Below are 23486 nucleotides of genomic sequence, written 5' to 3'. Positions count from 1 at the left end.
TCAAAAACTGGTGTTCTCTGTTCTGATGAATGGTGGCTGTTGGGCGGCCTGATGGGAAAAAAGATGTGTAACATGGCTGGTTTGGTTTATTTGGTTTGTGTTCTGGCAGCTTGTTGTTTAAGGTATTCCGAAGGGGTAAGCTGAAACCGGGTTTTAAAGCAGGTGCTGAAGTATTTGGCATTGCTAAAGCCTACGGCATACGCCACTTCGCTGATGTTGCCATAACCGGCATCCATATATTGCTGGGCCCTTTTCAGCCGCATTTCCCTTACAAACTCCACCGGTGCCAGGCCGGTAAGTGCTTTTATTTTTTTATAAAAAGTGGTACGGCCCATGCCAATGGCTTCTGCGGCGGTATCAATATCAAAGTTTTCCTCACTCATTTTCTCCTCCACTATCTGCTTTAGTTTTTGCAGAAACTGCTGATCCTGCGAGGTTACCTGCGGCATATCGGGCGCTATGGTAAAGGGCGGCTGGTTGGTAAGCAGTTGTTGCAGTAATATTTTCCGCTGCCGCAACTGATTGCGGATAGCGGCCAGCAGCAGCGCAGGCTGAAAGGGCTTGGCTATATAATAATCCGCTCCGTTTTCCATACCCTCAATCTGGCTTTCCACTGCATTACGGGCCGTAAGCAGTATCACAGGTATGTGGCTGGTTGAGACGTTGTTTTTAATCTGCTCCAGCATGGCTATACCATTCATCTCCGGCATCATAATATCGCTCAGCACCAGATCGGGCAGTAGTAAACAGGTTTTTTCCCAGCCTGTTTTACCGTTGTCTGCAGTGGCTACCCGGTAAAAGGGTGTTAGCTGGCTTTTAATAAAACTGCGCAGTTCGGGGTTGTCCTCCACCAGCAGCAGTAAAGGCAGGTTTTCATCAGGCATACTGTCTGCTTCCGGTGGTGGCGGTGCTGCGTGTGGCGTGGGGACAGTGTGGGCGGGCACAGCGCCGGAAGTGGCAGCAGGTGGCTGTAAAGGGGGCAGGTGTAACTGCACCGTAAGCCCGCCGCTGGTATTGTTCCAGGCCTGTATGCTACCGTTATGCAGCGCTGTTATTTCACGGGCAATGGCCAGGCCTATACCCGTGCCTGCGGTATCGCTCTGGTTAGCGGTATTGCTTTCATAAAACAGATTAAATATCTGTGGCAGTTTGTCCTGGGGCACACCGCAACCTTCGTCTGCTACTTCCAGCACCGTAGTACCATCTGCATGCTGCCGGGCGCTTACGGTAATCTGTTTACCAGCGGGGGTAAACTTCAGCGCGTTGGCCAGCAGGTTATACAGTACGGTTTCCATTTTATCAGCATCTAACCATACTTCGGTACTATCCGGCACTGTGTGCAGGTGCAGGTGTATGTTTTTTGCGCCAGCCTTTTCTGTAAAATAAGCACTGGTGTGTTGCAGCAGTGCCGGCAGGTGTACGCGGCTAAGCAGCAGCGGGGTGTTGCCGCTTTCCAGCTTGCGCAGTTGCAGCAGCTGGTTTACAAAATGATTCATACGTGTGGCATTTCTGCGTATCACATCCAGGTGCTGCCTGCCTTTGGCAGAGAGTGCTTCCTGCTGTGCAAGTGCTTCTGCCGGGCCCTGAATTAAGGTGAGCGGCGTGCGCAGTTCGTGTGATACGTGGGTGAAGAATTGCTGTTTCATAGCAGATAGCTTTTGCTCCAGCGCAATGTTCTGGCGCAGCCGCAGCAGGGTTAACGCGGTGCGGCGCAGCAGCAGTATTATGGCGGTTGTAAACAACGCATACAGCAGCCAGGCCCACCAGGTTTTCCACAAAGGTGGCTGCACGGTTATCTGTAGCTGGCGGTAAGGTGCGGGGTTGTACAGGCCTGCGTTCAGCAGCTTTACCTCAAACACATAGCTGCCGGGGGGCAGGTTGGTATAAGTGGCGGCGCCTTCTGCTATTTGCGTGTTCCAGTTGTTTTCAAACCCACGCAGGCGGTAGGCATAGGTTCGTTCGTTACCCCAGCGAAAATCCAGCGCTACATAATGTATGCTAAGGTTATTGCGGTTGTGCGGCAGGGTTAGCTGTGTGCAGTAGTTAAGGGCCTGCGGCAACAGCTCATCGGCTGCACCGGGTTGCACCGCTGCACCGTTAACCAGTAAACGGGTAAGCGCCATGCCTGCCTGTACCGGTGTTTCGGTAAGCTGTTGCGGGTTAAGGGTAATATACCCTTTAATGGTACCAAATGCCAGTGTGCCATTGCGGCGGCTAACCACAGCCGCTTCTGAAAAAGCATAAGGTGGCAACCCATCGCCCGAGTTGTAACTGCGAAAGGTTTTTTGCGCGGGGTTAAAGCGGGTAAGCCCTGCCTGCGTGGCCACCCACAGGTTGCCCTGCGCATCCTGGGTGGTGCTTAACAGGTAATCGTTCGGTAGCCCGTGCCGTGTGGTAAGTACTTCAAACCGCAGCTGCTGCATAGGGGTGCCGCCAATAGCCCTGTTAAGCCCGCCACCTGCGGTGGCGAGCCACAGGTGGCCGTTACGGTCTTTATAAATATGCTGTACGTTGTTGCTGCCCAGGCTGGTGGAGTCGCCGGGTATTTTGCGGTAGCCTGCATAAGCCAGCCGGGCAGTATCGGTAGTGTTTATTACCAGCAGTCCGTCTGTAGTGGCCACCCACAGGTGGCCTTTGCCATCGCTGGTAAGGTGCCGTATTTTACCAAACCGGCTGGTGGGGTATTGCCCAAGGCAATGCTGATGGTGAATAAACCTTAGTTTGCCATCTTTGCCCGGTACCGCCAGGTTAAGGCCGTTTTCAAAAGAGCCTATCCATATGCGGCCCTGCTCATCTTCGGCAATTGTATAAATTTCGTTACTGCTTATGCTGGCTGCATCGGCAGCACTATGGGTGTAATGTGCCAGTGTATAATGGGTGGCAGCAGTGTTTACCGGTGTTGCTTTATACAAGCCATGGGCTTTGGTACCCAGCCATACGGCACCTGTGTGGTCCTGCATAATAGCATATACCTGCCCCAGGCCACCCGCAGGCATATTGGTAAACAAATCTGTTAACTGTTGCCCGGCAGGGCTATAAATGTACAGGTTGCCGTTTTTGGTGCTTACCCATAACCGTTCATGGGTATCTTCCAGCATGCCACGCACTTCATTGTCAGATAGCCAGGAGCTTGGCGCATGGGGTAAGTGCTGCCGGAAATTATCCGGGTGAAACGTGATTTTTTCCAGCCCACGCTCATCGGTGCGCAGCCACAGCAGGCCCTCGGGATCGTAGTACAGTGAATTTACGATATTGGATAGCTTGCGGCCTGCGGAAGAAGGATCGTTAAAATAATAAGCAATTTTATCTGCGGACGCATCGTAATAACCAAAGCCGCCGCCTTTCAGGTTTACCCATAACAATCCATTCCTGTCTTCAAATACTTTAAAGTGATCGCCGCTGTAATTACGACCGGCATTGTTGTGCTGCCGGTAGGTAGTAAAGTGTTTATTACTGGTGTTAAACCTTACCACGCCATCCTGCTCCGGCTTCATCCACAGGTTACCGTGGCGGTCTTCATAAATGCTATGCAAAGGGGCGGGCTGCTGCTGTCGGTAGCAGGTGGTATGGTTGTTTTGCAGCGTAGTAATATACAGCGCGCCATCGGCTGTGGTAACATATAACTGTTGCTGGTTATGGCTTACCTGTAACGCATTAATACGGCTATGGCATTGGTAAAGCGTGCTGATGGTGTTACTGTTTTTGCTGTAACAGATAACATGGCCACTGGCGGAGCCAAAGAACAGTGCCTTGTTTGCTTCGCCGTAGCAAGTGAGTGCGTCTGCATCTTTGGGCAGGTTTATATGCCGGCTGTAATACTGTGTGGCATTGCGGGGTGTTAGCCGGGCCAGACCTTTGCTGGTACCTACCCATATATTGTGTTGCTGATCTTCTGTGAAAAAAGTAATGTTATTGGAAGGCAGAGTACAACCTGTTGCACCTCCCTGCCGGTACAGGGTGTAGCCGGAAGTGTCTGCTCCGGTTGTGTGCAATTGTAGCAGCCCTGCTTCGGTGGTGGCTATCCATAGCTGTTTGCCGGTGGCAGACAATATGCTTTTGTAAGTGCCGGTATAAGGCAGGTGAGGGGCTATGGCAGATAAGGGACTGAATTGTTCCTGCTTTTTATCAAAGCGGTATACCTGCCCATCGTACGCTTTTAGCCAAAGGTGCTGATACAGATCTTCCGTTATCTGATCTATACGGTTGTGCTGAATAAGATTGGCATCGCCGGGGGAAGATTTGAAGGTAACAAAGCTTTTGCCATCAAAGCGGTTAAGGCCATTCCAGGTGGCAAACCACATAAAGCCATCCTTGTCTTTAAACATATAGGTTATCACATCGTGCGACAAACCATTTTCTGTGGAATAATGTTCCAGCTTACACCCGGGTTGTGCAGCGCAGGGTAGCGCTAACAAACAGGCGGCAGCCGTCAGTTGTACTAAATGCTTGATAGTGTGCTTCATACAGCGCGTAAAACAATCGTTATTTGCAATCGGTTGCATGAAGTTAGTGAAAAAACAGGATAGGGCAGGATACTAAAATATACTGCCGGCAGCACACTTACTGCCGGCAGTAGCAGGGTATTATATGGAAGGGGGATAGTGTTGTTTAATTCAGTTTATTCAGCTGCCATTGCTGATTATCGCCATTGGAAAAATTGTATTGCTGTACTACTGCGCCGTTGGCGGTAGAAGCATCTTTTACATCCAGCCCCTTACCGCTGTTGCGGTTAAGTATTTTGTAATAACCGTTGCCGGTGCTAATAATAGAAAACTGCTGGTTGGCGCTGCCTGCATAACCCCACTGCTGTATTACGGCTCCGTTAGCGGTAGAGGCATCTTTTACATCTACACACAAGCCGCTGTTTACATTAATGATATTGTAATAGCCGCCCCCCAAATCGTTAATAATAAATTTCTGATTATTGGTGCCTGCATAACCCCACTGGTGCAATACGCCGCCATGTGTGGTAGAAGATTGTTTTACATCCAGTGCTTTACCGCTGTGTTTGGCCAGTATGGAATAGGTGGCACCGGAAGTAATACCGGATACGGGGCCGGAAGAGGGATCGTTGATAATGGTATTGGGGTTCCAGTTATCGGTTACGGGCGAGCTGGCGTAGGTGGTTTTAAGTACGTTGGTATAAGAGGTATAGTTAGCTGCCTGTGCACTGGTTAATACCTTGCTCCACGATACGCGGCCGGAAGTGTTGGCACCGCTGCCGGTATTGCCATACTCGTTATACCGCGCAGTAGCATCATTGGCGGAGTTGCCCCAGTTGCTCCAGCCTGCTGCGGATATATTGGAAGGTAGTGCGCTGTTTACAAAAGCAGTAGCGGCATAACCACCCCATGTTCTGCCCAGTAAAGTAGATACGCCCGAAGCGGCTGTAACCGTGCAATTGTTAAATACCAGCCCATAGGTTACATAGTTGGCGGTGTTGGCAGCGGTAATAGCGGTGCCGCCATAGCTGTAAATACTACAGCCATCAAAAAAAGCAGTGGCCGAGCCGAAGATGAAATCGGTAGTGCCTTCTATATAACAGTTGCGCAGATACACGCGGCAGTTGCTGCCATACCAGGTATCCTGCCTTCCCAGGAAGCGGCAGTTGTTAAATACGGTTTTATCAGCCGTAATATTCACCGCCAGCGCCTGACCCACCGGCCCGGAAGAGTTTTCGAAAGTAATGTTCTGCGCATAAAAACCTTCGCCTTTAATAAAGGTACTGGCAGAGCCGGAGGTGCCGTAGCCGGTACCGGTGGCCGGGTTTGTTTTGCTGGAATAGTTATCGTACGTAAGTTTTACACCCGTGGTGCTTTCACCCAGCAGCGATACATTTTTCTTGTCTGCGGCAATGGTAAGCACTTCTTTATACGTGCCGTTTTTTATATTAATAACGGTGCGGGTGCTGCTGTTGGCGGCCACTGCGTTTAGTGCAGCCTGCACCGTGGTATAGTTGCCGCTGCCATCTTTGGCTACGGTAACAGATACTGCTGCTGCGGCAGCCACATTGGCCTGTGCGCCGGTTAGCGGAAGAGCGGCATTATCACTTAATTGCTGTTTGTTACAGCCAAACAGAGAGGCAGCAAGTATAATGGCTGCAAGCTTTGGTATGAGTTTCATAACTGATTTTATGATAGGTTATAAAGGAGCGCCGGTAGTGGTGTTGATGCCGGTGATGTTAGAAGAGCCATAGGTACTGGTAAAGGCATTGCCACTGCTTACGGTAATACGTGAGCCATTGGAAAAAGTGCCGCCGCCCGCAGTGGAAGCAGCGTTGATAGCAGATGTAATAGCGGAGGCATTGTTAGCTGCACCGGTGGAACCTCCGTAACTGGTAATAGTAAAAGTGCCCGATGGAATACTGGGGGTAGTTACCGCCGCCAGGGTGTTTAAGTTGGCTGCCGTTAAACCGGAGGCGCCGGGTGATGCCTCATCGGCCTTGCTGCAACCGGCTACTATAAAGCCGGAAACAGCAAAAGCTGCAATCGTTTTTTTCATAATACTGGTTTCCTGTAAATAGTAATGAATAAATACCCAACCGTGTATGGTTGGCAAGCAGCTCAAAACTAGCTGCCGTAACAGAAAACCAGGTTCAGGAATTGATGTTTATGGTTTAAAATCCGGTGATTGTCAGCGTTTTTTCAGAGATATAGTAAGTCCTGCGCCTATACTAAGTCCCAGCACATTTCTTTTATAGGGCGTTTCTTCATTTACCTGTTGCCGGGTACCTTTTTCTTTTAGGGTAGCACCGCCAAAGTTGGAGGTGAAGGAGGTGGAACCTACGTACAGACCGGGTTTTAAAGAAAAAAGCTGCCTCCTTTACCGGGGAGACAGCTTTTTTATCATCAGCTCTGTGCTTTTTTTTCCTGTAACAGGCTCACAGCGGCTTCAATATGTTCGGTGGCCAGCTGGTAAATATGCTGGCTGAACTCCGGATCGTCTTCAAACTCTTTGGAAATGCTTACGCCGGTAGCAATAGAGGCCAGGTCTTCTGCCAGGCCCTCTGCATCACTTTCCTGTATAATGCCAATCAGTTCTTTAACAACGGTGTATAAATAGATAGCAGGCACTACCGGGCGGTCATCTGCATAAATGGTATAGGTCCACGAAACGTTGTCTTTCGTAAAAACAACCTCAACGGTGGTTTCGCCGGGCACTTCCTCAAACCAGTCTTCCGCCTCACCCCAGTCTTCTTCAGATTCTTCTTCGTCAGTTTCCTCTTCGCTCTCTTCCTCCTCTTCTCCGGCTTCCTCTGTTTCTTCCCACTCTTCTGTTTCCCATTCTTCCTCTTCTCCTTCGGCCTCAGCATCGTAATAACCCTCTCCGGAATGCTCCGTTATCACCACCACTATCTTCTGTTTCAGCAGCTCCTCTGTAAATGCATAGCTAACCCTTGCACCGTCTTCGTCAATACAGGATACCAGTTCTATTCCTTTTTTGGCCAACAGTCTTTCCATGGAGTTATTTTTTGTGGCAATATAAGGCGAATCAAAGGAGATTCCGCGTTTTGACTACAAGTACCCTTAAACAGACTACATGCGTGCAGCAGCCCCGGCTGAACTTTGTTTCACTTTCAAAATTAAATACATTAGTTATGGCAGCGCAACAGGGTACAACAGGCAAAATATGGTTTATTACGGGGGCTTCCCGTGGTTTTGGACGTATATGGGCAGAGGCCGCGTTAAAGCGGGGCGATAAGGTGGCAGTAACAGCGCGTAAGCTGGAAAGTATTGCTGACCTTACAGAAACATACGGGAAAAATGTACTTACGCTGGAATTGGATGTAACCCGGCCCGAACAGGTAAAAGCAACCGTGGAGCAGGCACATGCTCATTTTGGCAGGCTGGATGTTGTATTGAATAATGCCGGCTATTCGCTGGTGGGTACTATTGAAGAAGGGGGTGCAGATGATATACGCGCCTTGTACGAAACCAATGTACTGGGGCCGGTGGCTGTAATTCAGGCCGCCCTGCCACTGCTGCGTAAACAGGGTGGCGGGCATATACTGGGCACTTCCAGCAACGTGGGGCATATTACTTTACCGGTAATTGGGTATTACTGCTCTTCCAAATGGGCTTTTGAAGCTATTCATGAAAGTCTGGCAGCGGAGGTAAAAGAGTTTGGTATTAAGGTTACTATTATAGAGCCGGGAGCATACGCTACGGAATTTGGCAGTGCCGCATCGCTGAGGTTTGCACCGGCTATGGATGAGTATGCTAATTTCAAGGCACGCTTTATGGAGGAGTTAATGAAACTGGAGCGCGGCAACCCGGAAGCTACACCCAATGCCATATTGCAGGTGGTAGATGCTGAAAATCCGCCGCTGCGGCTTCACCTGGGCAGCCACAACCTGCCAACTGTTCGCGCCGCTTATGAAGAGCGGTTGAAGACCTGGGAAGAGTGGGATGCGGTGGCGGTAGCGGCGCAGGGGCATGCAAAATAGCAATGCAGTAAATGTGAAGTATATTTGGTAAAGTATTCATGCTCATAGGGTTTATATAACTTCCCATGAGCATGCATTAATTGTTTCTTATGAGCAGCAGAGAAGAAATTCAGCATCATAATTTATCTACTATCGGAGAGGCGCACCGGTTTTTCGGACTGGCCAAACCGCAGCATCCGCTGATAAGTATCAACGTTACCAGCTGCTGCCAGATTCAGACAACATTGCCGCCTGGGCCACACGTGCTGGGCTTTTATAAGATATCGTATAAAAGAAGCAGCGGCAGCGTAAAATACGGGCAGGGACACTACGATTTTGAAGAAGGTAGTTTACTCTTTGCTGCTCCTAATCAAGTGATTGGAGGGGCTGGTGATGATTCTGCTGCACAGGAATTGCCGGGTTACACGCTGCTGATTCATCCTGATTTTTTATGGAATTACCCGCTGGGTAAAAAGATAAGGCAGTACGGATTCTTTTCTTACGCTGCCAATGAGGCACTTTACCTGTCAGAATCGGAGCGGGCTACCATTGTATCCATTTTTGACATGATACAGGGAGAGTTGAACAGCCGTATTGATGATTTTAGCCAGGACGTAGTGGTTTCGCAACTGGAACTGCTGTTTAACTACGCCAGCCGTTTTTATAAGCGCCAGTTTATTACCCGCAAAGTGGTGAATAATGATCTGTTGCAGAAGCTGGACGATTTGCTGGAGGTATATTTTAATAAGGACGTATCGCTGAACCAGGGGCTGCCCACGGTACAGTACCTGGCAGAGCATGTAAATCTGTCACCAGGTTACCTGAGCGATATGCTACGCTCGCTGATAGGGCAAAACGCACAGCAGTACATTCACAGTAAGCTGATTCAGAAGGCGAAAGAGCAGTTGTCAACCACCAGTTTAACGGTAAGTGAAGTAGCATATCAGCTTGGTTTTGAACACTCTCAATCATTCAGTAAGCTATTTAAGTCGAAAACTAATCTTTCGCCGCTGGAGTTTAGAAAGTCATTTAACTAACAACCATCATTGCATGTATACAAAATAACAGAGCCGGACGAAATCCGGCTCTGTTGGGTATCAGCATTAATCTGTTGCTACTTTATATGCCGGATCTTCCGGCAGGTTTACTTCAATTACTGATTCTGCATTTTTGAGTAAGGTACGGCAGTCTTCACTCAAATGGCGCAGGTGCAATTGTTTGCCTGCTTTCTGGTAACGTTCCGTTAGCTTGCTAAGGGCATCAATAGCACTCATATCCGCAACTCTGCTTTCTTTAAAATCTATTACTACTACTGCCGGATCGTTCTGTACATCAAACTTTTCCAGAAACATACTTACCGAGCCAAAGAACAGCGGCCCGAAAATTTCATAGTGTTTAACGCCGTTGCTATCGGTGTATTTTCTGGCGCGTATGCGTTTGGCGCTTTCCCAGGCAAATACCAGTGCAGCTATAATTACGCCTGCCAGTACTGCCAGGGCCAGGTTATGCAGCCATACGGTAATTACTGCTACCAGTATGCCCACAAATATATCAGCACGGGGCATTTTGTTTACAATGCGTAAACTCATCCACTCAAAAGTGCCAATGGCTACCATAATCATTACACCTGTTAGTGCGGCCATAGGCACTTTTTCAATAATGGGGGCACCCACCAATATAATAATGAGAATAGTGATTGAGGCTATAATGCCTGATAAACGGGCTCTGGAACCGGCGCTGAGGTTTACAAACGACTGCGCAATCATAGCGCAGCCACCCATGCCGGTAAAAAAGCCATTAACAATATTGGCAGTACCCTGTGCCACACATTCTTTATTGCCCCGGCCTTTGGTGCCGGTAATTTCATCTACCACGTTTAAGGTAAGCAGGCTTTCAATTAAACCCACACCTGCCATTACCAGCGAGTAGGGGAATATTACCTGAAGCGTTTGCAGGCTAAAGGGTACAGAAGGTATATGAAAAGGAGGGAAGCCGCCACTAACAGAGGCAATATCCTTTACTGTTCTGGCATCAATGCCAAAGCCCAATACTATGGCAAATATCACCATAATAGCTACCAGAGAGGCGGGAATGGCTTTGGTGATTTTGGGAAAGAATATTACTATTATTATAGTCAGTGCTACCAGGCCCAGCATGGTCCATAAAGCCTGGCCGCTTAACCACTCCATTCCGGTGGCGGTGTTTACTTTAAATTGCTGTATCTGCGCCATGAATATAATTACGGCCAGCCCGTTTACAAACCCGTACATTACGGGCTGGGGCACCAGGCGAATAAACTTGCCCAGCCGCAACACGCCTACCATAATTTGCAATACGCCTGCCAGTGCTACTGCGGCAAATACATATTCCACCCCATGCGATTGCATCAGTGCTATCAGCGTTACTACCGTAGCGCCAGCGCCACCAGATACCATGCCGGGGCGGCCACCTAAAACAGCGGTTATCAAACCCATTAAAAAAGCAGCATACAAACCGGTTAAAGGAGAAAGCCCCGCCAGTATAGCGAACGACAGAGATTCCGGTATCATGGTCATAGCCACGGTAAAGCCCGACAGTACCTCCGTTTTATAATCTACCTTCTGACGAAAATCGAATAAATTAAAGTAAGCCCTCATGAATGATAGTAGTTTAAAGCAAAAGCAGGCCGCGAAATTACTGCCCTGCGGCAGACAATGCCAGTTTTGCGTAAAAATCTTCCATCATTGCTAAGGTTGTAATACCAGTACCTTTTCTTTTACTTCCGCATCTGTTACTACAGGGGTTGTAAGGCCACTGAAATTATTAACGCCCAGGGTAATGCTTTTAGTAGCTGCCCCGCTTACCTGCAGGTAGCGGCTGGTTTCGTTTACCGGAAATGCATTGTAAATGTAGGCGCCGTTAACATTGTTCAGCTTAAGCGTAGGTACGTCTTTCAATGGCGTAAATGTTTTAACGCCATCCAGTACCAGATAGTTAACATTGGTAGCATTTACTGCGGCACCCAGCTGCGTATTTACGGTTACATTGTGCAGTTCAATTTTATTGGAATTGCTGATGGTAAAACCGGTTTTTGCATCCAGGTTAATATTGTTGAACGTAATGTTTTCAATAGGCATTTCTTCCAGTCCGTTAAGATAGGCAGCCTGGTTTACCTGGCCGGTAATGTTGCTGAAATGAATATTACGGAAGGCAGGGGTACGCTCTGTAACCGCTTCCACGTTGGTTTTGGCGTATTGCATATCCAGTACAATGGCCTGCTCCCGTATGTTTTTCATAATAATATTACTAACACGTATATCTTCTACCACACCACCTCTGCCACGTGCGGTTTTAATGCGGATGCCGCGGTCTGTGCCATCAAACACACAATTAGATATAACAATCTTTTTTACATCGCCCGACATTTCACTGCCTATTACCACCCCGCCGTGGCCGGATAACATGGTGCAATTGGTAATGGTATAGTTTTCCGCAGGTGCAGCCATTTTTCTGCCGGGTGCATCTTTACCGCTTTTAATGGTAATACAATCATCGCCCACACTGATATGGCAGTCGGATATATGTACGTTGCTGCACGATTCCGGGTTAATGCCATCTGTATTGGGTGAGTGTGGGTTATTAATAGTTACCGCATGCACGGTTACGTTTTCACAAAATTCGGGGTTCACTGTCCAGAACGGGGAGTTGCGTATGGTAATGCCCTGTATCAGTATGTTTTTACAATACATCGGCTGTATAAAGGGCGGGCGCAGAAAACCTCTTTTCATCTGCTTCGGATCATCGGGCAGTACAATATCTTTATTCAGGCCATCAAATGTAATCTGCCATTCAGAGCGGGGCTGATCCTGCTTGTAACCTTCTACAAAATCCCACCATTTTTTACCATGTCCATCAATAAGGCCTCTGCCCGTAATAGCAATATTCTCTGCTTTGTAAGCATAGAACAGTGGCGAAAAGCTGGTAACATCTACACCCTCATACCGGCTTTGCACCATAGGCAGGTATTGATTAAAATCATCGCTGAAGTGCAGTTCGGCCCCGGCATCTATCAGAATGGTGATGTTGCTTTTTAAATGTATAGGCCCGGTAAGGTACTTGCCTGCCGGAAAGTAAATGGTACCACCACCTGCTTTGGATGCAGCGTTAATGGCAGCTGCAATGGCAGTAGTGGCCAGCTTGCTGCTGTCGTTTTTAGCGCCATATTTAAGTACGTTGTGGTATTGTTGTGCGTTAGCGGTGGCTACTGAGATGCATAAAACCAGGGCCTGTGTAATTTTTCCAATTTTCATTTGCTTCATCGTTATTAGTGTGCGTTGCCTTACAAAAAGGGTTGCCGGTTGCGAAGTAAAGCAAGAAATTGGGTTTAAATAGTTTGTTAGGTGGATTTGGGTGTTTTTTAGCTTATAGCCCGGCTGGCGGAGTGGTAAAAAAAGAGCTGCCTCTTTGTTTCTACAAACATCGAAAGCAGCCTCCTGGATTAACTATTTCTTTGTACGCGTAGTAAAGGCCGGTTAAGCCTTATTATTATTAAAAGAAAGAAACGTCTTCTTTTCCTTTAGCCTTCATGCCATTGGGAAAACGAACAGCAATTTGCTTATCAACCGCTTCTGCTTTGGCGGTATTGCCCGCCAGCTCGCGGTAGGCTTTGCTTATCAGCAGCATCTCTTTTTCCGTAACATCGGGCAGGGTGCTAATGTAGTCTGCTTCGCGGTCAAGTACGGTGGGCAGTTTGCTGCTGTCTGCTACCTGCAGAATAGCCATAGCGTAATAAAAAATATGGCGTCTGCTGTCAGCATAATTCAGCAGTTCATTGTTCAGCCACATGCGGCTTACTTCCGGCTGTATGTAGGAGGAGTCTTCTACATACAGCAGGTACCAGCCCCTTTTGTATCAGCACCGGTGTACGCAAAGCACCCCAGGCCACGCGTGCAGTGGGTGCCAAACGGCCGCTTTTATCGCTACACAAGGTGGCAAACGTAAATTTTTCGCCTTTATCCGTTTTACCGCCTGCGCTAAGCACCGGCCATAAGCAGGTATCTGAATGGTTTCATAATGAATGATTTCAGTGTGCAAACAGGCAAATCTGGTTTTTTACCCCATTTATTTCAGAAAGAATTCCCAAAATACTGTTAAACGCCCCTTTCGTAAGGTTTAAATTGCCTGTGTTTGTTAGGCGTGGTATATTTGCGGGTTAAAAGCGTTTTTCTGCCATTACCGTCTGGAAGGATTGATTTCCAGGCAGCAAAAAGAAAGGGAAAAGCTGGTAAAAGGGGAAAGTTTATGCTAAAGAGGATGTTATTTTCGACCCGGACGATGGGAACCTTATTGTTGGTATTTGCCGTGTCTATGGCCGTAGCCACTTTTGTGGAAAACGACTATGGTACGCCTGTAGCCAAAGAGCTTATTTACAACAGCTGGTGGTTTGAAACGGTAATGGTATGGCTGATTATTAACTTTTTAGGCAATATTGGCCGGTACAAACTGTACAGAAGAGAAAAATGGCCTCTGCTGGTGTTTCACCTCGCTTTCCTTTTTATACTTATAGGTGCGGGTATTACCCGTTACATCAGCTACGAAGGCTCCATGCATATACGGGAGGGCAGCCGGGAAGAAAGATTTGTATCAGAAGCTACCTTTTTTAAAATTCAGATTTCGGACGGTAACAACGTACAAAACTATCAGGATAAAAAAGCCAGCTTTATTTCCGGAAACGTGCCGCTGTTTTTCAGGATGCTGAAACCGGGCTTCAGTGCTTCTTACAATTTCCAGAACGACAAGGTAAAAGTAGAGCTGCTCGATTTTATTGCCCGCGCGCAGGATTCTATTCTGCCGCAGCAAAACGGAGCCAAAGTGTTACACCTGGTAACTACCGATGATGGGCAACGCCAGAACATATACATCCCCAGCGGCAGCGTAAAGCAGGTGCAGGGGGTTGAGGTAGGTTATAATAAAGCCACCAACGAAGGCATAGAGATTACAGAAGATGCAAAAGGCGATCTGCAGATAAAATCACCTTTCGCGGCCAGATATATGGTAATGGCTACGCAGCAGGCCGATACTATTAAAGCAGTAAATGTAACAGAGCCTATGCGCCTGCGTGCTTTGTATACCTTTAATATGGGGCTCGCTTTTGTAGTGCCGGAGTTTCCGCAGCGCGGCACTATTGTGCATTACGAAGGGGATAAGAAAAAAGATGCTTTTGCGCCGGACCTGGTGGTGCTGGGTTTAAAGAGTAACAAGGCGGCCGATACCATTGCTTTTTATGGTGGCAGAGGTTTAACCGGATACCAGGCCAATGCCAGACTGGGCAATCTTAAAATTGCGCTGGGTTATGGTTCCCGCTATTACTACACGCCTTTCTTTATGTATCTGAAAAAGTTTCAGCTGGATAAATATCCGGGCAGTAACTCACCTTCTTCTTACGCCTCTGATGTAGTGGTTATGGATGGAGGTGCTGAAATGGAGCATCGTATTTTTATGAACCATGTACTGGATTACAGAGGATTCCGCTTTTTCCAGACCAGTTACGACCCTGATGAAAAAGGTACTATCCTGAGTGTAAACCACGATGTAAGTGGTACTATTATTACTTATGTGGGGTACGCTTTGCTGTTCCTGGGCATGTTTGTTACCCTGTTCTGGAAAGGCACGCGCTTTTCTATCTTAAACCAGCAACTGAAATCTATGGCGGCTAAAAAAGTAGTAACGGTACTGGCAGTGCTGTTGTCTGTACTGTCTGTTGCCCATGCACAGGCACCTGCACCGGCAGCCCCTGCGCAAGCCAACGCTGCAGAGCAACAGGTAGATGGTAAAAGCTTTGCCGCAAAAATTAATATTGATAAAAAACATGCAGAGGCATTTGGGTACTTACCGGTGCAGAATATTGACGGCCGTATAGAACCAGCCAATACCCTGGGGCTGGAAATTCTGAGAAAGTTAAACATGCACGACGACTACCATAACCTGGATGCGAACCAGTTTTTACTGGCTATTACCTCGCAGCCTTTTGAGTGGTTGTATGCCCCTATTATTAAAATAAACAAGAGGGGTGGGGAAGAACTGCTGAAGCTTACCAAAGCCAATGAGGAAGGCCTTACCTGTATTATGAACCTGCTAAAGCTGGATGCAGCGGGAGATGCCCATTTTCTGCTGGAGGAAGAGTATCACCGCTCTTTTGCTAAAAAAATGGCCGAGCAGGATTTGTATGATAAAGAAGTAATAGAGATTAACGATAAGATGCAGGTGGTGCAGGCATTGCTGAATGGCATGTACCTGCGTGTAATACCCCGTCCGTTTGATACCAATAATACCTGGGATGCCTGGAGCTTTATGCAGGCACCTAAAAACCAGGGCGAAAAGCTGGTACAGGCCTACTGCAAAGCAGTGCTGGACGCACGCACCAGTGGTAACTGGCAACAGGCAGACCAGTTACTGAAGCAGATTAAAGACCTGCAAAAAATACAGGCTTCTGCCATTATGCCTTCTGATGCCAAAATAAACTGGGAGGTACGTTTTAATGCCTGGAACCTGTTTTTTAAACTGATGATTTTTTACACGCTGGCAGGCACCCTGTTGTTACTGCTTTCTCTGGCAGGATTGTTTAAAAAATCGGCGCTGATAACCTGGGGCACCCGTATTACCATAGCTACGCTGGTGGTGGCTGCTCTGTTGCAGGCATTCGGGCTGGGGGTAAGATGGTATGTATCGGGCCACGAACCCTGGAGTAATGGCTATGAGGCGGTAATGTTTATTAGTATGATTGGCCTTATATCCGGCCTGGCATTGTATAAAAACCGCAACTCTTTTATTCCGGCAGCTGGTGCCTTAATTGCGGTATGCCTTATGGGCTTTGCGCATGGTGGTGCACAAATGAACCCACAGATTACGCCACTGGTACCGGTGTTAAAGTCGTACTGGTTAATGATTCACGTAGCTATTATTACTGCCAGCTACGGTTTCTTTGGTTTAAGCGCAGTATTGGGTATGATGGTGTTACTGCTGCATATAGTAAACAACAAAAAGAACCGCCACGTAATAGGCGAATCTATGCGCGAATTAACCATTGTAAACGAAATGTCGCTTACCATTGGTTTGTTCCTGCTTACCGTAGGTACCTTTTTGGGTGGTATGTGGGCCAACGAAAGCTGGGGCCGTTACTGGAGCTGGGACCCTAAAGAAACCTGGGCGTTTATATCGGTAATTGTATATGCTTTTGTATTGCACATCCGTTTAATACCGGGCCTGGGCAGCAAGTTTCTGTTTAACGCGCTGGCGCTGGTATGCTTCTCCACCGTTATTATGACCTATTTTGGGGTTAACTACTACCTGTCTGGTTTACACTCTTACGCCAAAGGCGATCCTGTACCTATTCCGGGATGGGTGTATATTACCATCGCTTTGGTGGGGGCAGTAATTGTAACCGCTTACTTCAGACACAGGCAGCTGGAGAATAGTATTGAGAAGAAGGTGGTGGCACCAGGTAAGTAAGATGCCGATACGTTTAATATCAGATATTTACAAAGCGCTCTCCGGAGCGCTTTGTTGTTTGTGCTAATCAGGTGCGATGTACAAGGCCTGACCCATAAATAATAATTGTGGAATAGTGTTATATTCGTGTGCAACCCTTAAATTTTTTAAAGCCATGCCTGTATTCCGCTATGTATTAACCATTCTGTTTTTCTTTGTTATCTGCCAGATTGCTCATGCCCAGCTTACAAAAAAAGATTTTAAACTGCTGCTGGATGGTAAAGCTTATAAACAAACCGATAGCATTGCTGTAAGTGACTTACTGAAAGTAAAGGAAGTGACAGGTAATTTTCCCTGGCTGCAGATAAAAGATATTACCATCTATATAACTATGCATAGAGACAGCGCAGTTCATGCTATTCCTACCATTTTGGGTATACGTGGTAATGTGATTACGGAAGAAGTCCGGCAGCAGTTTCGTAGGCTAAAAGCCACTAACCTTGTGTGTATATCTGTGGGGGCTACTAACAAAGCCGGGCAACCCATTGAAATCTCAGAACTGTTTCTAATTATTAAAAAGGAGGAGTGAGGTATAAGTTCTATGGCTGGCAATTAGCGTTTAGCATTGTCTGGCTGGGAATACGGAATTCCAGCGCATTATTCACGTATCATTTTTCTGTTTTTCATGGCATACTTTTTTTACAGTATTGGGTATAATGAAAAATACCACTGAAGAACATACAAAAGCCCGCGCCGTTTATTACGAGGCGCTGAAACTGTTACTGGAAAACGAAGTGCCTTTTATGGTGGGAGGTGGTTTTGCCTTCTTCCACTATGCGGGCGTTTTCAGAGATACCAAAGACCTGGATATTTTCTGTAAACCCGGCGAGTATGCCGCTATTTGTAAGCTGCTGGAAAAACACGGCTATACTGTTGAACTAACGGATGCACGCTGGCTGGCAAAGCTGTATAAAGGCGAATACTATATTGATATTATTTTCAATTCTACCAACGGCATTTGCACGGTAACCGATACCTGGTATGCCCATGCGCAGCAGGGTAGCTTTGACGACCTTACAGTACCCATTATTCCCGCAGAAGAACTGATCTGGGGCAAGATATATGTACAAAACCGCGAACGTTTTGATGGGGCAGATATCAACCATCTGATGCTGCGCTACGGACGACAGCTGGACTGGAAGCGCCTGGCTGGATATTTTGATCAGCATTGGCATCTGCTACTGAGCCAGTTATTGTCGTTCCAGTTTATTTATCCCGCTGATTATGCAGATATTATTCCCAGGTGGTTGTTTGATGAGCTGATACAAAGGGCACAGCAGCAGTACGATATGCCTGCATCGCAAAACAAAGTTTGTCTGGGGCCGTTGATAGATCAGACGCAATACCAGACAGACATTAAAGACTGGGATTATAAAGTAACCACGCTTAACACCGTTTAGTTTATGAATGCAAAAACACGTATTGCCGCTATTGCAGATATACATGTACAGGTGGCTGATAAAAATAAATGGACATCCTTTTTCCGTGAGGTATCTGAACAGGCAGATGTATTGATTATAGCCGGAGATCTTACCGATACCGGCGATGAAAATGAAGCCGGGGTGCTGGCAGAAGAATTAAAAGCCTGTTCCATTCCGGTAGTAGCAGTGCTGGGTAACCATGACTATGAAAAGGGCCGGCAAAAACTGATACGGCGCACTTTACAGCAGGCGCAGGTGCATGTGCTGGATGGAGAAGCCGTTACAGTAAAAGGTGTTGGCTTTGCGGGTGTAAAAGGTTTTGGTGGTGGCTTTGATAACTATATGCTTTCTATGTTTGGCGAAGAGGCTATGAAAGCCTTTGTACAGGAGGCATTGGATGAAGCGCTACGGCTGGACAGGGCGCTGGCGCAGCTGGATAAACAACCGGAGAGCGACAAGAAAATAGCCATACTGCATTATTCACCCATTAAGGATACGGTAGTAGGAGAGCCGGAAGTAATTTATCCGTTCCTGGGCTCTTCCCGGTTGGCAGAGCCGCTTATCCGCAGGCAGGTGGCTGCAGTGTTTCATGGGCATGCCCATGCCGGTACACTGGAAGCTAATCTTACCCCCGATATAAAGGTATATAACGTGGCCAGCCACGTACTGCAAAAAGCACGGCATACCAGTCCATTTTACGTATTAGAAGTATAAGAGTGGAATACAGTATAAAAAAGCCCCGGCAGTAACCAGTTGCCGGGGCTTTACATTTTATTGGCTATTTCACCAACGTTCCCTCACTTATTTCGTCCGTAGCGTGCAACACTATTTCATCGTCTTTTTGCACATCTCCGAATATCTCGGTAAGGTCATTTGTTTTCAGGCCTTCCTTCACATCAACCAGATGCGCTTTGCCATCTACCACTTTAATAATAAACTGGCGTTCTGTAGAGCGTACTACAGCATGGCCTGGTACCAGCATAGATTTGGCACCTGATAACAAAGGAATTTTTACTTCTGCATACATACCGGGTTTCAGCTCCTGGTTTTTGTTCATCACATCTATTTCCACTGCCTCAGAGCGCATGCTGGTAAGGGCATTGGCCGAGCGGCTTATGTGGGCGGTGTTTTCTTTACCGGGTGTGCTGTTGAATACAAAGCTTACGGTACGCTTCAGATCTACCTTATCAACATAGGCTTCGGGTATAAACACTTCCAGCCTTAGTTTTTGCAGGTGCTGTAGTACCAGCATAGGTAATTCGGCTTTGCCGCCGGGGCCTACCAGGCCGCCCGTGGATATATTACGCTGTACAATTACCCCATCAAACGGGGCCATAATGGTAAGATAATTAATGATATTTTTCATAGAGGTAACGTTAGATTGTTCAGACATTACCACGGCCTCATCGGCCTTCATGCGCGAGGCTGCCATATCCAGATCCAGCGGGGCCACGGCGCCTTCTTCGGTAGCGGCTTCTTTCAGCCTTTTATATTTTTCTTTACTGGCGGTTGCGTTTTCCTGTGCCTGCAGGTATTTGGAAGTTGCGGCCTGCATTTGCGATTCCAGTTCGGGCGCTTCCAGCCGCAGCAACACCTGGCCTTTTTTTACCTCCGTGCCTCTGTCTGCCAGTACCTCTTTTACAAAGCCGTTTACTTTGGCAAAAATGTTTACCTCATCATAAGGCTTTAACTGGCCTGGTAGTTTTACGTAGCTGGATAAAGGCTGTTCTGTAATTTTTCCTATTTCGTATTTACTGCCTTTTTCCTTATTGCTTTTACCGGTAAGGTCTACCGGTTTCTGGTTATTGTGGCAGGATATAGTGACGGCCAGCACAAAGGCGGCGGCTATGGTATAATACTGTTTCATGTACTTACTGGTTTACTGTGGATGAATCTGCTGTTGGTTGGTCTGGCAGCAGTGATGGCGATTTAAGAGTGGCTTTTTGCTGTGCCCAGGCAAATACCTGCGGCAATATCAGCAACGCTGTCAGCGTGGAGGCGGCTAAACCGCCAATTACCGCGCGCCCCAGAGGAGCAGATTGCTCACCCGCTTCGCCCATTCCAGAGGCCATGGGTATCATCCCTGCTATCATGGCAAAACTGGTCATGAGTATGGGACGTAGGCGGATGGACGCGCTGGTAACAGCGGCCTGTACAGCATTGCCGTACCTGTTACGCAGTTGTTCTGCGTTGGTAACAATCAGAATAGCGTTGGCTACAGAAACCCCCGTACTCATAATCATACCCATGTACGACTGAAGGTTAAGGGTAGAACCCGTTATCAGCAGTGCTGCCAGCGAACCCACAATTACAGCAGGAACGGTGGATAATACAGTAAGTGATAAAAGGAACGACTGATAGTTGGCGGCCAGCAGCAGAAAAATAACCAGAATGGCAAACAGCAACCCTGTTTGTAAACTGCCCATGGTTTCCAGCAACAGACCAGACATGCCCTGTAATTCTGCCAGCATACCACGCGGTGGTGCCGGAATCTCTTTCAGTGCCTTTTTAACATCGGCCGTGGCGGTGCCCAGATCTTTTTTATAAATATTGGCGGCTACCGTTACAAAGCGGCGTGGGCCTTTACGGTCGTACTCACCCGGCATATAATCAACCTTAAAGCTGGCTATGTCCCCCAGTACCGGGCTGCTCTGGCCCTGCACCAACGGAATCTCTTTCAGCTCATCCATGGTATTCATTACATATTCCGGTATCTGCACCTGCACCTGATAGGTGTACGATTTGCTTTCATCCAGCCATTGCACTTTTTCGGTAAAACGGCTGGAGGAGGTACTGGTAGTAACAGAGCGCGATATATCCCGCACGTTCAGCCCCAGTTGTGCTGCTTTTAAACGGTCCAGTGTTATAGATACCACCGGAAAGCGCAGGGGTTGCATTATCTGCACATCGCGCAGGTAAGGTATCTTTTTCAAACGGTCCACCACTTTGTTGGCGTAGTTTTCAATTTCCTTCATGTCTTTACCCGCCACCTGTACTTCAATAGGTGTGGCTGCCCCCTGGCTCATAATCTTTTCCGTCATATCGATCGGCTCAAAGTTGATGCGCAGTTCGGGCAGTGCATAGCGGATGTTTTCCCGCAGGGCATCTTTCAGCTCATCGGTATTTACTTTGTAATGCTCATCCAGGTTTACCTGTACCACGGCCTCGTGTGTACCTGTGTTAAACACATACAGGTTACTGATGCCGTAGCTGCTGGGTATAAGGCCTACATAGGCAGAGCTTACGGCTACATGGTGGTTTACCGTAGTATCTATAATGCGCAATACCTGGCGCATTTTTTCCTCTGTTCTTTCCAGCCTGGTGCCATCGGGCTCTTTAATACGCAGCTGAAACTGGCCGCTGTTTACAGCAGGCATCATATCTTTTCCTATCAGCACAAAGCCGCCGGCTGCCAAAGCCATTATCAGCACCAGGTATATAATCGTGATACTTTTTTTGCGTGGCACCATGCGCTGCAGCAGTCTGGTATAACGTGTTTTAACACGCTCAGACAAATCATTTTTTTCGGGGTGCTGCATTTCCTGTTGTGCATGTTGCTGCACCTGCTGCTGTTCTGCTTCATTCAATGCTTCGCCCGCGTGCGCATGTACCGCGCCATGGTGGTAGTGCTGGTATTTGTCTGCCTTTATCATCCAGTTCGCCAGCACCGGTACCAGTGTCTGGGCGGCAATAAAAGAAGCTATCATGGTAAAGCCTATGGATAGCGACAGGGGCAGAAACATAGCGCGTGGAATACCCGTCATAATAAACGAGGGGGCAAACACGGCCAGTATACACAGTAAAATCAGCAGCAGCGGAAAAGAAATTTCCCGGCAGGCATCGTAAATAGCCTGCTTTTTGTTTTTACCCATTTCCAGGTGCTGGTGAATGTTCTCAATGGCTACCGTACTCTGATCAACCAATATACCAATGGCCAGCGCAAGGCCACTCAGCGTCATAATATTAATGGTTTGCCCAAACAGGCCCAGCAGTAATACACCCGTTAATATAGATACGGGAATGGTGATGATAACAATAAGGCTGCTACGCAGATCGCGCAGAAACAGCAGTACCATTAAGCCGGTAAGCAAGGCACCCAGTGCGCCTTCGGTAATAAGGCTTTTTACAGAATTTACCACAAACACAGACTGGTCAAATTCATACGATACTTTTACATCGTCCGGTAACAGACTTTGTATTTCAGGTATTTTACTTTTCAGGCTTTGTACTACGGACCAGGTAGAGGCATCGGCCGTTTTTACCACGGGTATGTATACCGATCGTTTGCCGTTAATAAGGGCGTAATCTACCGTAACGTCTGACGCATCGGCTACGCGCGCCACATCTTTTATCAGTACCGGCACCCCGCTTTTAATTACTACCGGAATGTTGCCAAAGTCTTCTACATCCTTTATCAGCGAGTTCATGGTAGTTACATACATGGTGTTGTTGAGCCGCAGGTTGCCGGAGGGCGACATTACGTTGAATCTGGTAAGCGCTGCCACCACCTCATCGGGCGTAATGGTATAGCTGCGCAGCTTGTTGGGGTCAACGTTAATGGTAATAGAGCGGGAGTTGGCACCAAAAGGAGGGGGTGCACTAAGCCCTGCCACGGAAGAGAACATGGGGCGTACCCGGGTGGCAGCCAGATCGTAAATTTCCTTCAGGCTGCGGGTTTTACTGGCCAGTACCATCTGGCCAACCGGCAGGGAAGAAGCATCAAAACGTACTACCTGCGGTGGTATGGCGCCGGGTGGAAAAAAACGCATAGCGCGGTTTACCTGTAAGGCCACCTGGGCAGATGCTTCGGCCATATCGGTGCTTTCGTAAAAGCTAAGCTTAAGCATGGTAACGCCCTGTACATTTTTAGAGGTAATTTCTTTAATGCCATTTACATACAGAAACTGATCCTGCAAACGCGTGGAGAAAAAACCTTCCATTTGCTGGGCCGACATGCCCCCGTACGATTCAATAACGTACATGGTAGGCATGTTCAGCTGCGGAAAAATATCTATCGGAATTTTTATAGCGGATAGCACAGAAAAGATTAGCACACTGGCGGTAACCACCATCCAGGTAATGGGCCTTTTAAGTGCGGAGGATACTAATGACAT

Annotated in this window: 15 protein-coding genes; 6 read left to right on the top strand and 9 right to left on the bottom strand. The window is 47.7% G+C overall.

Going from position 1 to position 23486, the window contains the following annotated elements; translation table 11 throughout:
• Positions 1 to 86 precede the first annotated feature (86 nt).
• The 4 genes from IEY13_RS07715 to IEY13_RS07700 all read right to left on the bottom strand — a co-directional run bounded on the left by IEY13_RS07715 (position 87) and on the right by IEY13_RS07700 (position 7460).
• Positions 87 to 4463 (bottom strand): two-component regulator propeller domain-containing protein, encoded by a 4377-nt coding sequence (locus IEY13_RS07715; protein WP_188951412.1) that lies wholly within the window; start codon positions 4461 to 4463, stop codon positions 87 to 89.
• A gap of 145 nt (positions 4464 to 4608) precedes the next feature.
• Positions 4609 to 6123, bottom strand: coding sequence for a pectinesterase family protein (locus IEY13_RS07710; RefSeq protein ID WP_188951411.1), 1515 nt, complete (start codon positions 6121 to 6123; stop codon positions 4609 to 4611).
• A gap of 18 nt (positions 6124 to 6141) precedes the next feature.
• Complete coding sequence (locus IEY13_RS07705; protein WP_188951410.1) at positions 6142 to 6501, bottom strand: hypothetical protein; 360 nt, start codon at positions 6499 to 6501, stop codon at positions 6142 to 6144.
• Positions 6502 to 6848: 347 nt separating this feature from the next.
• Positions 6849 to 7460 carry a hypothetical protein gene (locus IEY13_RS07700; RefSeq protein WP_188951409.1) on the bottom strand — a complete coding sequence of 204 codons (612 nt, stop codon included), beginning with the start codon at positions 7458 to 7460 and terminating at the stop codon, positions 6849 to 6851.
• Positions 7461 to 7597: 137 nt separating this feature from the next.
• On the opposite strand from IEY13_RS07700, the gene IEY13_RS07695 reads away from it, so the two are divergent.
• Together IEY13_RS07695 and IEY13_RS07690 are read left to right on the top strand one after the other, a co-directional pair.
• On the top strand, positions 7598 to 8446 hold the full coding sequence (locus IEY13_RS07695; RefSeq protein ID WP_188951408.1) for an SDR family NAD(P)-dependent oxidoreductase: 849 nt from the start codon (positions 7598 to 7600) through the stop codon (positions 8444 to 8446).
• 89 nt (positions 8447 to 8535) lie between these two features.
• Positions 8536 to 9462 (top strand): AraC family transcriptional regulator, encoded by a 927-nt coding sequence (locus tag IEY13_RS07690; protein ID WP_188951407.1) that lies wholly within the window; start codon positions 8536 to 8538, stop codon positions 9460 to 9462.
• Positions 9463 to 9528: 66 nt separating this feature from the next.
• Here the strand turns inward: IEY13_RS07690 and IEY13_RS07685 are convergent, their stop codons facing one another.
• The 3 genes from IEY13_RS07685 to IEY13_RS07675 form a co-directional block, all read right to left on the bottom strand.
• The gene (locus IEY13_RS07685; protein ID WP_188951406.1) at positions 9529 to 11061 is read right to left on the bottom strand and encodes a SulP family inorganic anion transporter; all 1533 of its coding nucleotides are present in this window, start codon (positions 11059 to 11061) and stop codon (positions 9529 to 9531) included.
• Between the two features lie 90 nt (positions 11062 to 11151).
• A complete protein-coding gene (locus tag IEY13_RS07680; protein WP_188951405.1) occupies positions 11152 to 12714 on the bottom strand; it encodes a glycoside hydrolase family 28 protein in 1563 nt (520 codons plus the stop codon).
• A gap of 238 nt (positions 12715 to 12952) precedes the next feature.
• Positions 12953 to 13249: a hypothetical protein gene (locus IEY13_RS07675; protein ID WP_188951404.1), complete on the bottom strand. Its 297-nt coding sequence runs from the start codon at positions 13247 to 13249 to the stop codon at positions 12953 to 12955.
• 489 nt (positions 13250 to 13738) lie between these two features.
• On the opposite strand from IEY13_RS07675, the gene ccsB reads away from it, so the two are divergent.
• From ccsB to IEY13_RS07655, 4 genes are all read left to right on the top strand, one after another.
• On the top strand, positions 13739 to 16912 hold the full coding sequence (gene ccsB, locus IEY13_RS07670) for a c-type cytochrome biogenesis protein CcsB (RefSeq protein WP_229687779.1): 3174 nt from the start codon (positions 13739 to 13741) through the stop codon (positions 16910 to 16912).
• A gap of 154 nt (positions 16913 to 17066) precedes the next feature.
• Positions 17067 to 17480, top strand: a complete 414-nt coding sequence (locus tag IEY13_RS07665; RefSeq protein WP_188951402.1) for a hypothetical protein — start codon at positions 17067 to 17069, stop codon at positions 17478 to 17480.
• 127 nt (positions 17481 to 17607) lie between these two features.
• The gene (locus IEY13_RS07660; protein ID WP_188951401.1) at positions 17608 to 18351 is read left to right on the top strand and encodes a nucleotidyltransferase domain-containing protein; all 744 of its coding nucleotides are present in this window, start codon (positions 17608 to 17610) and stop codon (positions 18349 to 18351) included.
• Between the two features lie 3 nt (positions 18352 to 18354).
• Positions 18355 to 19086 (top strand): metallophosphoesterase family protein, encoded by a 732-nt coding sequence (locus IEY13_RS07655; RefSeq protein WP_188951400.1) that lies wholly within the window; start codon positions 18355 to 18357, stop codon positions 19084 to 19086.
• 64 nt (positions 19087 to 19150) lie between these two features.
• Here the strand turns inward: IEY13_RS07655 and IEY13_RS07650 are convergent, their stop codons facing one another.
• Positions 19151 to 20239: an efflux RND transporter periplasmic adaptor subunit gene (locus IEY13_RS07650; protein ID WP_188951399.1), complete on the bottom strand. Its 1089-nt coding sequence runs from the start codon at positions 20237 to 20239 to the stop codon at positions 19151 to 19153.
• 4 nt (positions 20240 to 20243) lie between these two features.
• On the bottom strand, positions 20244 to 23486 hold the full coding sequence (locus tag IEY13_RS07645) for an efflux RND transporter permease subunit (RefSeq protein WP_188951398.1): 3243 nt from the start codon (positions 23484 to 23486) through the stop codon (positions 20244 to 20246).

This window comes from Filimonas zeae (assembly GCF_014641615.1).
Taxonomy (GTDB): Bacteria; Bacteroidota; Bacteroidia; order Chitinophagales; family Chitinophagaceae; genus Filimonas; species Filimonas zeae.
Note: the sequence above shows the minus strand (reverse complement) of the source record. Positions and strands in the feature narration are given on the sequence as shown.

What these genes read in the sequence shown, in the direction of transcription:
- IEY13_RS07715 (WP_188951412.1), bottom strand. Translation starts at nt 4,463, where the DNA reads ATGAAGCACACTATCAAGCATTTAGTACAACTGACGGCTGCCGCCTGT.
- IEY13_RS07710 (WP_188951411.1), bottom strand. Translation starts at nt 6,123, where the DNA reads ATGAAACTCATACCAAAGCTTGCAGCCATTATACTTGCTGCCTCTCTG.
- IEY13_RS07705 (WP_188951410.1), bottom strand. Translation starts at nt 6,501, where the DNA reads ATGAAAAAAACGATTGCAGCTTTTGCTGTTTCCGGCTTTATAGTAGCC.
- IEY13_RS07700 (WP_188951409.1), bottom strand. Translation starts at nt 7,460, where the DNA reads ATGGAAAGACTGTTGGCCAAAAAAGGAATAGAACTGGTATCCTGTATT.
- IEY13_RS07695 (WP_188951408.1), top strand. Translation starts at nt 7,598, where the DNA reads ATGGCAGCGCAACAGGGTACAACAGGCAAAATATGGTTTATTACGGGG.
- IEY13_RS07690 (WP_188951407.1), top strand. Translation starts at nt 8,536, where the DNA reads ATGAGCAGCAGAGAAGAAATTCAGCATCATAATTTATCTACTATCGGA.
- IEY13_RS07685 (WP_188951406.1), bottom strand. Translation starts at nt 11,061, where the DNA reads ATGAGGGCTTACTTTAATTTATTCGATTTTCGTCAGAAGGTAGATTAT.
- IEY13_RS07680 (WP_188951405.1), bottom strand. Translation starts at nt 12,714, where the DNA reads ATGAAAATTGGAAAAATTACACAGGCCCTGGTTTTATGCATCTCAGTA.
- IEY13_RS07675 (WP_188951404.1), bottom strand. Translation starts at nt 13,249, where the DNA reads ATGTGGCTGAACAATGAACTGCTGAATTATGCTGACAGCAGACGCCAT.
- ccsB (WP_229687779.1), top strand. Translation starts at nt 13,739, where the DNA reads ATGGGAACCTTATTGTTGGTATTTGCCGTGTCTATGGCCGTAGCCACT.
- IEY13_RS07665 (WP_188951402.1), top strand. Translation starts at nt 17,067, where the DNA reads ATGCCTGTATTCCGCTATGTATTAACCATTCTGTTTTTCTTTGTTATC.
- IEY13_RS07660 (WP_188951401.1), top strand. Translation starts at nt 17,608, where the DNA reads ATGAAAAATACCACTGAAGAACATACAAAAGCCCGCGCCGTTTATTAC.
- IEY13_RS07655 (WP_188951400.1), top strand. Translation starts at nt 18,355, where the DNA reads ATGAATGCAAAAACACGTATTGCCGCTATTGCAGATATACATGTACAG.
- IEY13_RS07650 (WP_188951399.1), bottom strand. Translation starts at nt 20,239, where the DNA reads ATGAAACAGTATTATACCATAGCCGCCGCCTTTGTGCTGGCCGTCACT.
- IEY13_RS07645 (WP_188951398.1), bottom strand. Translation starts at nt 23,486, where the DNA reads ATGTCATTAGTATCCTCCGCACTTAAAAGGCCCATTACCTGGATGGTG.